The following is a 12132-nucleotide window of genomic DNA, read 5'->3' as shown; positions in this document are numbered from 1 at the left end:
TTTTTTGTGGTCGAAAAAATCGACCGCAAACCACTGGTCCAAATTTTTAATCGAATAATTTTAACTACATATCCTCAAGGCTCTCTATCTTCTTCAGTGCTTCCATATAAGCCATAAGACGCTTCTGCTGTTCTTCCTTGAGATTATGATAATCTTCAATCATCTGAATATCTCCCGGCGTAAATTTGCTTTCAGGACTTGCTGCAGCAATTTCCTCTTCATCCTCAATTCCTTTACCGGTAAGAAGTTGCTCCGGGGTAATTTGCAAAACATTACAGATGTCCATTATCTTTTCTACAGTAGGATTAGTCTTTCTCTTTTTCCATTCGCTTATGGTGCTGGTAGAAATTCCCACCTGCTTTGCGAACTCCGCCTGTGTCATATTGCGTTCTTTCAAAACCTTTATGATTCTTTCACTGATAATCATGAGTGATACCTCGCTTGCCATTCACTTATATAACATTCATATTAGTGAATTTATTTTACTACACCTCATGATATCCTTCAATGTTCTACTTCGTTTTCTTATTACGGAACTTCATATACGCCTTATAAGATTCATATATATATCTTTTTTGAAGATAGACATCAGGATCCGGTAATGAATCGAAATCAATTTCATCAGCGTAATCCTGTTGCAAAATCCTTCACATAAATTCTTGTTGGCTTACCCTGTCCCTGTTTTTGACGTTCAATCAAACCAGCTTTCGTCTCTAGTTCTTTTAAGAGCTTTGTAGCTTTCTGATTGGCACAGTGCATATCAGCCATAATCTGCTCCAGCGTGTAAAAGATATAAACTCTGCCTTCCTCATCAAGCCAGCCATTCTTAGCTGACAAAGATGATCGGTCCAACATGAGCGAATACAGAAGTTTTGAATCCATGGTTATTCCTGAAAACTTATCATCTGTGATCAAGACCTTGGGAATCTGATAAAAAGCGTATTGTTCAGTTTCTCTGCCATAGAAATAATCAAAAACCATTGGTGTCCCCCTTTCTTATAAATTTGGATAAACAAAAAAAGACGCTTAACCTACAGGAAATGCTGTAAGCTAAGCGCCTTTCGACGATTTTATTTTGTTTTATCTATACAGATTCGGGTTTGCACCTACCGTCACGACGTAGGCGTTAGTTTTGCACCTACCGTGTCGAGTTCGACAGCTACAATCACACGAATATACTTCTTCAGACGCTTTTCACGCTCCGACCTATCAGTCTTCTCAAACGTGAAATGCTCGAAAAAGTGCGTAAATTCAAGGACTTCGACTACTTCACCTTTTGCAGTCCCACGACAGTCTCCACATGTACCGTCTGTGGGAAATTATCCACCGGGCGCACATGTTTAAGCTCATATCCGTTGGCTCTCAGGTACTTCACATCCCTTGCCAGAGTTGCGGAATCGCAGCTCACGTATACAAGCTTTTCGGGTGCCATCTGTACTATAGTTGCCAATGCTTTCTCATCGCAGCCCTTCCTGGGGGGATCCACGCACACAACATCTATGCGCTCATTCGGATGCTTCTCATACCATTTTGGAAGAACCTCCTCTGCCGCTCCGACATAGAACTCGGCATTCTCAATCCCGTTAATTTCAGCATTCTGCTTTGCATCCCTGATGGCTTCCGGTATAATCTCAACTCCGTATACATGTCTGGCCTTGCGGGACATAAAAAGTGAGATGGTACCGATACCGCAGTAAAGGTCCCATACATTTTCCGTTCCCTTCAGTTCTGCAAATTCAAGAGCGGCACCATACATCTTCTCAGTCTGAACAGGATTCACCTGATAGAAACTGAGTGGAGAAATACGGAACTTAATATTTCCGATATAATCCTCGATGTACCCGGAACCATAAACATCAACTATCTTAGTTCCCATGATGACATTGGTCCTCTCCATATTTACACTGAAACTGAGAGAATCCACTTTTACATCAGATGAACCAGAGTATTCATCAGCACCGAAAGTGTTCTTACCCTTGGATTCACCTGATCCGGAAACTTCACCGGGCTGATCCACAACAGCCGAACCGGAACACTTAAGTTCTGAATCTGTGTCTCTTCCTCCGCAAAGTACGCCCACCAGTTCCTCCCTGTGAGGAAGCTCAGTTCCGTTTATCACAAGACAAACCATTCTCTGTCCTGTTGTAAATCCCCTTCTTATTAACACATGTCTTACCAGCCCCTTGCCTGTCTTCTCGTCATAAGGCTCAATGTCATAGTCTTCCATCCATCCGATGATACGGTCGAGTATCACCTTGTTATCTGTGACTCCCAGAAGACAATCCTCACACTCAATAACATCATGGGTACGTCCTGCATAAAAACCCGCAATGATTCTGCCGTCTTTGTTTCTGGAAACCGGAAACTGGGCTTTATTTCTGTAACGAAGGGGCTCATTCATACCCACTATCGGTTCAAAGACCTCATTAAGCAGTTTCTCATCCACCTCTCCGATACGTCGAAGATTGTTATATACCTTATCCTGTTTGAACTTAAGCTGGGCCTCATAGCTCATCTGCTGAAGCTGACAGCCTCCGCAGCGTCTTGCAATTCCGCACTTCGGTTCCTGACGGTCTCTGCTTTTCTCCAGGACCTTTACAAGTCTCGCAAAGCCGTAATTCTTTTTAACCTTAGTGGCTGCCGCCAGCACCGTATCACCTATGACAGTATCCTTTATGAACCAGACAAACCCCTCACCGGTCTTACCTATTCCCAGTCCTTCACCGGAAAAATCCTCTATTTTTACTGTAAACTGCTCATTTTTATTCATTTCTTATCTCCAATGGCGCAGTGAAATCCCCTTACGCCAAGAAATGAGGGCCAGTTCATGACCCTCATAAATCAAACATTATTTAACTGTGTGCCATAAAAAGCACAGGCAAATTGTACAGAAGCCTGAACTTCCGGAGCACAATTCCGGCTCAGATCATCATCAGCCGCACATCACTGAGCTTCGCCGAATACCTTCCCCGCAACATTAAGTGTGATGCTGTGAGCATTGTTCAGCTCACTGATATTGTGTACCAGTATCGCCTGTCCCGTTCCTATCTGCATGGCCTTCACAAGTGCAAGATCGGCACATGAGGTATAGTCCCAGATTCTGTTCAGCCCTTCCGGCTTATGGATACATACTCCCTGGGAAAGAGTAAATTCGGGAAGATCCTGGATTCTTATGGACTTAAGCACATCATCGTTGATGTTCCTGAGTCTGTCAATGACTTCATCATCCGAAAAATCTTCAAACAGAAGTATAAACTCAGCTCCCACATAACGGGCCACGAAAAGATGATCCGTAACATATCTCTTCAGTATATTGGACAGCTCTATAAGGCAGCGGTCCCCTATAGTATAACCATACATATCGTTGATACGCTTAACATTGTCAATAGACATCATGGCTATACCAAAATTAAGTCCCTTTGCGGAACACCTCTCGAAAAACTGATCCGCATTGTCATTGAAGGATCTGCGATTAGGAAGACCTGTCAGATCGTCCTCCACTGTACGCCTCTCCAATGCAGCCCTAACATCATAATCCAAGATGCTCATTGTTTCAACTTCTATCAAAAGGCTCATGGCACGGTTCTGTGCCTGAAGAGCAGCATTGGTATACTCCCTGAAACGATCCAGCTCATCTTTCTTCTTCGAATCATTCTGGGTTGTCTCATAGAAATTGATCTTGATGTTGCTGAGCTCCTGTTTAAAACCATAGATATCAGTATAATTCAGGAAATTTTCCATCTTGACAACCAGATTCTTGAAATAATCCACATAGGTGTCATTATCCGCCAGCAGATTCAGCACAAAGAAAAACTCCGGAATAAACAGTCCCTGAAAATTCCTGGTGGAAAAGAAGGTATTGAGCTTGTCAATGTATACGTCATCCCACTTGTGGTCACCCGTATACTCATTCCAGATAATATGGGATACGGAAACATAAGGTTCAAGAGAAGTATTCTTATTCTCCTGAACAAAATTGTCTATCTGGGATATGATATCTCCGGCATTGGTGGTATCTCCCAGAAGCACATAGCAGCGTACCAGTGAACAGAGGTGACGCATATAGTACATAGGGAAAAACCTTTCCTTATTTATAAGGTAGAAGAGTCTCTCCGTTGCCAGCTGATACTTAAGCCCCTCCTGATAATTTCCTATGGTATAGCAGACATCCGAAAGATCCTCATAGGAACGGATAAGTATATGTCCGAATTCACCATGATCCGCTATCTTTCCCTCAGCTATCCTGATAACAGTGGATAATGTCTGCATGGCGTTGGTCTTGTTACCCTGTCTGGTAAATGTGCTTGCCAGCAGCACCAGCGAACGGCACATCTCAAGCTGCGCGTTTGATTCATTAGCCTCATTGATAGACTTTTTCAGATATCTCACACACTCACTGCAGTTCCTCATATTAAAATAGTATCTGGCAATATAGTAATTGCACAAGCTGGAAAGAGACTTGTCCTTTCTGCGTCTCGCCACATTTAAAAGCTCATTGCAAATTCGTATGGTGGCTTCAAATGTCTCTGTCTTATACTCTTCCAGATTATCAAGCTTCGTTACAATATCCTGACTATAGTTCGATGTATCCATAATAACCCCGCATATATAAAGACCCCGTTTCTATCGGTCGTACTCAATCTAATGGGTACATCGACAGAAACGGGGTAACATATTATGGTAATTTAATTCTTTTTTCGCTTTATTTAATAGAATCCCATCGATTCAGAATCCGGTTCCGGAATTCAGGACTCGCTTGTTTTACGCATATTTGAATCGATAAGTCTGTTGAATCCTATCCATCCGTTTCCTTCTGCAGCCTTTCCGTTCTTATCCGCTGCATCAAGAGCCTCTCTCATGGTCTGAAGCTTGGCATCAACATTATCCGCAAAGGAAAGTGCCATAGCCTCCATAAGGGCCGGCTTCTTAGGTGAACCGTACTCAAGCTCTCCGTGATGCGCAAGGATACAGTGTCCAAGCTCTGCTCCCAGGGTGTCCGGGAAACCGGGGATACTTCCGGCAACATTCATCACCTTCTGGTATCCGATCACGATATGCCCGATAAGCTGACCTTCATCACTGTAATCATTCCTCGGGAATGCGGTAAGCTCCTTAACCTTTCCTATATCATGACAAAGAGCTGCTGTTATGAGCAGATCTCTGCGAAGATCAGGATAATGCTTTGCAAAATAGTCACATACGGAAGCCACTGACAAAGTATGCTCCGCAAGTCCTCCCACATATCCGTGATGCACTGACTTTGCAGCGCTGTGCTGCAGGAACTCCTTATGGAACGCCTCATCTTCTATGAATATGATGTTGAGCAGCTTACTCAGGTAAGTATTCTTTACAGACTTGATCATCTGATCAAGCTCTGCCTCCATCTCCTCTATAGAACGTGAAGAAACCGGAAGATAGTTCTTCGGCTCATAGGAACCTTCATTTGCAACTCTGAGTCTCTGAATGCTGAGCTGATTGGTTCCGTTGTAGACAGTAACATTACCCTCCACATAAACATAATCAAGAACGTCAAAATCACTGATTCCCGGTGAATTCGGTTCCCATACCTTGGCATCTACCTGACCTGTACGGTCCTGCAGCGTAACGTTTAGATATTCCTTTCCGTTCTTTGTCAGAGCTGCGTTCTTCGTCTTCACAAGATATACATCCGAAACTCTGAGTCCGTCATAAAATGTATCTATGAATCTCATGCCGGCTGAAGCCGTCTCCATATTCCTCTCTTTAAAAAACTCGTTTATTTCCATCAAATATTCTTTCTAATCCAAAGCAATAATTCGATTATTTTCACCTGTGCTGCCGGATCTTTGGATACCCGGGCAGACTCACGTCGCTCATACTATCATGTTTTTTATCGTCCTGCAACGGTAACGCTGAAATGAACGCTGACGTACTCAGCACCGTTCTGCCTCATAACCGTCACATCCGCATCTTCACCGGCACGAAGCTCTTTAAGAGCCTCATGATAATCCGTCATCCTGCGGATTTCCCTGTCATTTATGCCTACCAGCACATCACCGTTCTGTATGCCGGCATCATAGGCCGGGGAATTTTGTATGCTCTCACGTATATAGAGCCCCTCAGGAAGTCTTGCCTCAGCCATCTCCTGAGTCATTTCCTGGGCCTTGAGACCGAGATAAGCAAACTCCGTACCGTTGGAAATGGTTTCTATCACGTCAAGATAATCAGAGATTCCCACGATATGTTCATAGCCATGGCCACCGCTCTTATCCTCCGGTTTCACCCATCCTATCAGCTCCCCTTCTGTGTTTATCACAAAGCTTCCGTAGGTAGGGTCAATGTCTATGTCCGCAATCATGTCTTTGACATTACCGTCCGCGCTTATGGTATTGAAAGAAACAGCTGCTATGGAACCCACTGTTGACGAGCTGTAAACTCCGGCAGGAGCTCCCACTGCGATGATCATATCCCCTCTGTGTATCATTGAGGAATCACCGATGGAAATGGTCCTGATGTTCTGTCCGTCTCTCGCAGTCAGACCCGACAGCGGCACCGACACAACCGCTATGCCATCCACCTCGTCCACTGATTTCACAGCTGCACTGTAAATCTTATCACCGTAAAATACAGCTTCGATGCTGCCTGTATCACTGGCCACTGTATCGGAAGTAAGTATCAGTATTTCCCCTGAGGTTCTGGCAATGACTACCCCTGCCGAACTCTTTCCGGACTTCACCAGCTGTCCGAAAAAATCATTGGCAGTTTCACGGCTCCGTACCTCCACCAAAGAATGGTCCGCTCCTGATGCAACCTTTTGGAGGGTACTGTTCATACGCTCAAAGTCATCTGCACTGAACTGGTATTTCCGTATCTCATCCCTTACCACATTCTCTACGGAAACAGTCTCCTTCGGCGTCTCTTCCGTCTCAGGCTCGGTTTTAGTGGTCTCAGGCTCAGTCACTTCCACAGTCTCGGATTCGGCTGTCTCGGGCTCGGTTTCAAATCTCACAGTTTCCGGCTCATCTTCATAGAAATGACCGGCGAACTTCGGTTCCAGTATGGCGAAGACTCCGGCACTCAGGGTTCCGAACAAAACAGCAGATACTGTGACTCTGGCATAATGCTTGACTCTCTTCTTCCAGCTCTCCTGTCTACCCACTATATTTTCTTTAATAAAGTCGTTATCGTCCATAGAGAATATTATATACAACTCCCCATAGACAAGCAAGAAAGTGGCAAAAACTTGATGCATTTGCTATACTGAGATGCATGAATGATAAAGCTTTAAATACATTGGAATTTAATAAAATAAAAGAACGCCTGGAGGGTTATGCAAATTCCCCCAAGGGAAAGCAGCTTATACATGATCTTCTGCCTTCCACTGACATTTCGGAGATTGAGCAAAACCTTCTTGAGACGGATGCTGCCATGACACGTATAGGTCTTTACGGCAACATCTCATTTTCGGGTGTAAAGGATGTGAACAACAGTCTCAAGAGACTTGATATCGCAGCATCACTTTCCATATCCGAATTGCTTCAGATCAGCGGGGTTCTCACTGCTGCGGGACGTGCCAAATCCTATGCAAGAGACAGTGAAAAAGCCCAGGAGCCGAAAAAACCGGTTCCCAGAGCTGTAAGACTCAATGCCCACTATACAAAAAACAAACCTGACCCGGAGAAGCTGAAAGAATTAACCGAGGATGACAGTCTTTCAGGATATTTTCGTGACATTGAGCCTCTCACCCAGATAAACAAAGAAATCACCCGATGCATCATTTCCGAAGATTCTGTGGCAGATGATGCCAGTGCGGGTCTTTTTGCTGTCCGGAAAAAGAAGCATGTATTTGAGGAGCGTATACACAGCTCTCTTAACAGCATTCTGAACAGCTCAAGATCCATGCTGCAGGATGCTGTCATCACTATGAGGGACGGAAGATACTGTCTTCCCGTAAAGGCTGAGTACAAGTCCGCTTTCCCCGGCATGGTCCACGACCAGAGCTCCACAGGTTCCACTCTGTTTATAGAACCTATGAGCATAGTAAAGCTGAACAACGATATCAAGGAGCTGGAAGCCGAGGAAAAGAAAGAGATCGAGAAGGTTCTGGAAACTCTTTCCGGTTCTCTCATGCCATATACAGAAACCATACATAACGACATCGAGATCCTTGCCCATCTTGACTTTGTTTTTGCCAAGGCAAAGTTCGCAGAGTCAATGCATGCCACCATGCCTGTTCTAAATGATAAGTACTACATTTCCATCATCGAAGGCAGACACCCTTTGATAGATCCGAAAAAGGTAGTTCCTACCACGGTATATCTCGGCAAGGATTTTGACATGCTGGTTATTACAGGTCCCAACACCGGCGGCAAGACGGTCTGCTTAAAGACCATAGGTCTCTTCCAGCTTATGGGACAGTCCGGTCTGTTCATTCCGGCAAAGGAAGGTTCGGAGCTTTCCGTATTTGAGGAGATCTTCGCTGACATCGGAGATGAGCAGTCCATCGAGCAGAGCCTTTCAACCTTCTCTGCCCACATGACCAACACCGTAAAAATCCTTGAAAAGGCAGACAGCCACAGCCTCTGTCTCTTTGACGAGCTGGGTGCGGGAACCGACCCCACAGAAGGTGCGGCCCTCGCCATGGCCATACTCAACTTCCTTCATAATATGAAGACAAGAACAGTTGCCACGACTCACTATGCCGAAATCAAGGTCTATGCCCTTTCAACTCCGGGAGTCGAAAATGCAAGCTGCGAGTTCGATGTCACAACATTGAGCCCGACCTACAGACTTCTCATCGGTGTTCCTGGTAAGTCCAATGCTTTTGCCATTTCACAGAAGCTGGGACTTCCATCCTACATCATCGATGATGCAAAGAGCCGTCTTGAACAGGAAGATGTAAAGTTCGAAGACGTTATTGCCAGTCTTGAGGAAAGCCGTGTCACCATAGAACGGGAAAAGCAGGAAATCGAACGTTATAAATCAGAGATTGAGGAATACAAACGCAGAGCCCGGGAGAACTCCAAGGGCGTGGAGAAGGGCCGTGACAAGATACTCCAAAAAGCCCGGGAAGAAGCTGCCCAGATCCTTGCAGATGCCAAGGAAACTGCCGACGGCATAGTTAAGGAGCTGCGCAGGCAGGAGCAGAACGGATCAGCCACTCTCGATGCAGAGAAAACGAGATCCACCCTTAACAAAAAGCTAAGGGAAACCCAGGCAAGTCTTTCAAACGCCCAGAAGGTCAAGGGGCCTTCCAAGCCTGTATCTGCCAAGAGCCTTCACCTCGGTGATACCGTTCATGTAGCTTCCATGAACCTTAATGCCACTGTTTCCACCCTTCCTGACCATAAGGGTGAGCTTTACGTTACAGCAGGTATCATCCGCACAAAAGTTTCAGTCAGAGACATCGAGCTTGTGGATACCGGAAAGGTATCAGGTCCCGGTATCGAAGCTCCGGGAAAGCACAAAAAGGGAAGCACCTCCGGCGGCAGCATCCGCATGCAGAAGACCATGGGCATTTCTCCGGAGATCAATCTTATCGGCATGACTACCTTTGAAGCCATTCCCGAACTTCAGAAGTATCTGGATGACGCATATCTCGCTCACCTGCCTCAGGTCCGGGTGGTTCACGGAAGAGGAACCGGTGCACTCAGAAAGGCTGTTCATCAGCAGCTGAAGAAGCTTAAATATGTTGAGTCCTTCCGTCTTGGTGAGTTCGGTGAAGGACAGGACGGCGTGACTATCGTATTTTTCAAGAGTAAATAGGTATAAATCGGGGGGGGAAATGGCTGAAAAGCAAAAAATATTAATTGTTGATGATGACACCTCTATATCTGAGCTCATCTCTTTGTATCTCGAAAAAGAGATGTTCGATACCATGTGCGCCGAAGACGGTGAAGAAGCACTAAAGCTCTTTCCGGAATATAAGCCTAATCTTGTGATTCTCGACCTCATGCTTCCGGGAATAGACGGCTACGAGGTCTGCAGAAGACTCCGAGCCATTAGTCCTGTTCCTGTCATCATGCTTTCCGCAAAAGGAGAGACCTTTGATAAGGTTCTGGGACTGGAGCTCGGGGCAGATGACTATATGATAAAGCCCTTTGAGTCAAAGGAGCTGGTTGCAAGAGTAAAAGCAGTCCTCAGAAGATATACTCATGAACAGACCATGGAAGCTTCTCAGGAATCTGTCCGCACCCATTCCCAGAACGAAGGTGAGGAGACTCTCAGGAGCGGCAACTTCATAGAGTACACAGATCTCATAATAAATAAAACAAACTACTCTGTATTCTATAAGGGTCACGCCGTGGAGATGCCGCCCAAGGAGCTGGAGCTTCTGTTTTTCCTTGCTTCATCTCCCAATCAGGTATTCACCAGAGAACAGCTGCTTGACCATATATGGGGATATGAGTTCGCAGGTGACAGCAGAACAGTTGACGTACATATAAAGCGTCTCCGTGAAAAGATCTCAGGCAACACAGAGTGGGAGATCTCTACAGTCTGGGGTATCGGTTATAAATTCAGAGTCGGATAAAAATAGAATATATCCGGGTACATGTACCACATTACATGAGATTTCACATAAATAACTTATCAGGATGTCTCATGCAAAAAGGTGAGCGGATCGAAATCCGCCCACCTTTTTATTTATCTCTTATCAGAATCAGATTCAGGAAAATACTCCCGAAATACGTATCATGATAACAGCTTTATCCTTCACCGTTCTGCTCCGGATAGTACGCCGGCGGCAAAGTAAATACAAATTCCGTTCCAACACCCTCTGTTGAGATACAGTCAATGTTTTCCCCGTGAGCATTGATGATGGACTTTACGATACTGAGTCCCAGTCCTGTACCGTGCTTATCCTTGCCTCTTGACTGATCCGCCTTATAAAATCTGTCCCAGATCTTACTGAGATCCGCCTTTGGTATGCCTATTCCGGTATCCTTCACCGAAATGAACACTCTGTTTCCTCTTATACCCGTCTTTATGGAAATAGAGGATTTAGGATTGCTGAACTTCAAAGCATTGTCTATAAGATTGTATAGCACCTGCTGTATCTTTGAGTAGTCCGCATAGACCATCTCCTTTTTCTCCGCAAAGGTCAGTTGAAACACCATTTCCTTCTTCTGGCAGGTCATCTCAAAGCTCGCACAGACGTCCCTTATGACTCTGTTAATGTCAAAATTCGTTCTGCTGAGGAATCCCTTCTTATCCAAAGACCCCAGATTCAGCATGGATTTTGTAAGTTTCGTAAGTCTCTCGGTTTCCGATATAAGCCTCCTGAGATACTTCTCCTCCAGCTCCTTGGGCACCGTTCCGTCAAGTATGGCCTCAAGATAACCTTTTATGGAAGTAAGAGGCGATCTGAAATCGTGGCTGACATTGGCTATGAACTGCCTCTGATAGTCATCCGCCTTTGAGATCTCATCAGACATGAAATTAAGGGTTTCTGCAAGATATCCCATTTCATCCCGTGAATTAGTCTCTATCTTGTATGCATAATCACCCGCCGCATACTTTGTGGCTCCTATGGTTATCTTATTCAGCGGCCTGTATACGATGATGTAAAACACCACCAGTATACCCATGGAAAGCAGAAAGATAATGAGAGAAGTCACATATACTATATTCAGTATCTCGTATTGCGAAGAAAGGATATTCTGTACCGAATTATGAATGATCACATATCCGCTTGTGGTATACGCCCTTGTAACCGGCGCCATGACCGTCAGCACCTCCGAAGGAAACATATCATGATAGGTTCCAACCTCGTATCTGCCACCGGTGCGGGTAGTATCAAAATTCTCTATCTGCCGGTCTTTATATCCCTTTTTATTTGCGTCGCTGAGTATCTTTCCGTTCCTGTCCACAATCCATATATCTACATGGAGAAAGGTGGAAACAGCATTCATCTGTTCATTTACCACATCTTCACTGAGACTTGTATCCCTGGTTTCGGAATAGGTGGTAGCTATGAGGGTCGCCTCACTGTAGAGACTGTTGGCCTGCTCCTGAAGAAGATACCTGTAGGTAAGTCTGGAAGAAAACAGTGCCACCACCGTGAATCCAAGGACACCAAAAATGATATACGCGACTATAAATTTGATAAATAACGATTTTTTCAATGTCTATATTTCCCGTCAGGTTCTGCAG

The 12132-nt window shown here is 45.0% G+C and carries 9 protein-coding genes; 2 read left to right on the top strand and 7 right to left on the bottom strand.

The genetic code is table 11. The features are described from left to right. Positions 1 to 64 precede the first annotated feature (64 nt). The 6 genes from T515_RS01785 to T515_RS01760 all read right to left on the bottom strand — a co-directional run bounded on the left by T515_RS01785 (position 65) and on the right by T515_RS01760 (position 7138). Positions 65 to 427 (bottom strand): helix-turn-helix domain-containing protein, encoded by a 363-nt coding sequence (locus tag T515_RS01785; RefSeq protein WP_036606897.1) that lies wholly within the window; start codon positions 425 to 427, stop codon positions 65 to 67. A gap of 194 nt (positions 428 to 621) precedes the next feature. Next, a complete protein-coding gene (locus T515_RS01780) occupies positions 622 to 981 on the bottom strand; it encodes a replication initiator protein A (RefSeq protein ID WP_051671328.1) in 360 nt (119 codons plus the stop codon). Between the two features lie 283 nt (positions 982 to 1264). Next, entirely contained in the window at positions 1265 to 2770 is a 1506-nt protein-coding gene (gene rlmD / locus T515_RS01775; RefSeq protein ID WP_036606895.1) for a 23S rRNA (uracil(1939)-C(5))-methyltransferase RlmD, read from the bottom strand. A gap of 173 nt (positions 2771 to 2943) precedes the next feature. Then, the gene (locus T515_RS01770; RefSeq protein ID WP_036606893.1) at positions 2944 to 4593 is read right to left on the bottom strand and encodes a GGDEF domain-containing protein; all 1650 of its coding nucleotides are present in this window, start codon (positions 4591 to 4593) and stop codon (positions 2944 to 2946) included. Positions 4594 to 4745: 152 nt separating this feature from the next. Next, positions 4746 to 5711, bottom strand: coding sequence for a 3'-5' exoribonuclease YhaM family protein (locus T515_RS01765; RefSeq protein WP_036607196.1), 966 nt, complete (start codon positions 5709 to 5711; stop codon positions 4746 to 4748). Between the two features lie 158 nt (positions 5712 to 5869). Continuing rightward, positions 5870 to 7138, bottom strand: coding sequence for a S1C family serine protease (locus T515_RS01760; RefSeq protein WP_197026379.1), 1269 nt, complete (start codon positions 7136 to 7138; stop codon positions 5870 to 5872). A gap of 110 nt (positions 7139 to 7248) precedes the next feature. Here T515_RS01760 and T515_RS01755 point away from each other — a divergent pair, with 110 nt between their 5' ends. Continuing rightward, the gene (locus tag T515_RS01755; protein ID WP_036606890.1) at positions 7249 to 9744 is read left to right on the top strand and encodes an endonuclease MutS2; all 2496 of its coding nucleotides are present in this window, start codon (positions 7249 to 7251) and stop codon (positions 9742 to 9744) included. Positions 9745 to 9763: 19 nt separating this feature from the next. Next, a complete protein-coding gene (locus T515_RS01750) occupies positions 9764 to 10510 on the top strand; it encodes a response regulator transcription factor (RefSeq protein ID WP_036606888.1) in 747 nt (248 codons plus the stop codon). A 175-nt stretch (positions 10511 to 10685) separates the two neighbouring features. Here the strand turns inward: T515_RS01750 and T515_RS01745 are convergent, their stop codons facing one another. Beyond that, entirely contained in the window at positions 10686 to 12104 is a 1419-nt protein-coding gene (locus tag T515_RS01745) for a HAMP domain-containing sensor histidine kinase (protein WP_036606885.1), read from the bottom strand. Positions 12105 to 12132: the final 28 nt, after the last annotated feature.

The sequence above is a fragment of the Oribacterium sp. P6A1 genome (genome assembly GCF_000702885.1).
Taxonomy (GTDB): Bacteria; Bacillota; Clostridia; order Lachnospirales; family Lachnospiraceae; genus Oribacterium.
This window is presented reverse-complemented; position numbering and strand designations above follow the sequence as displayed.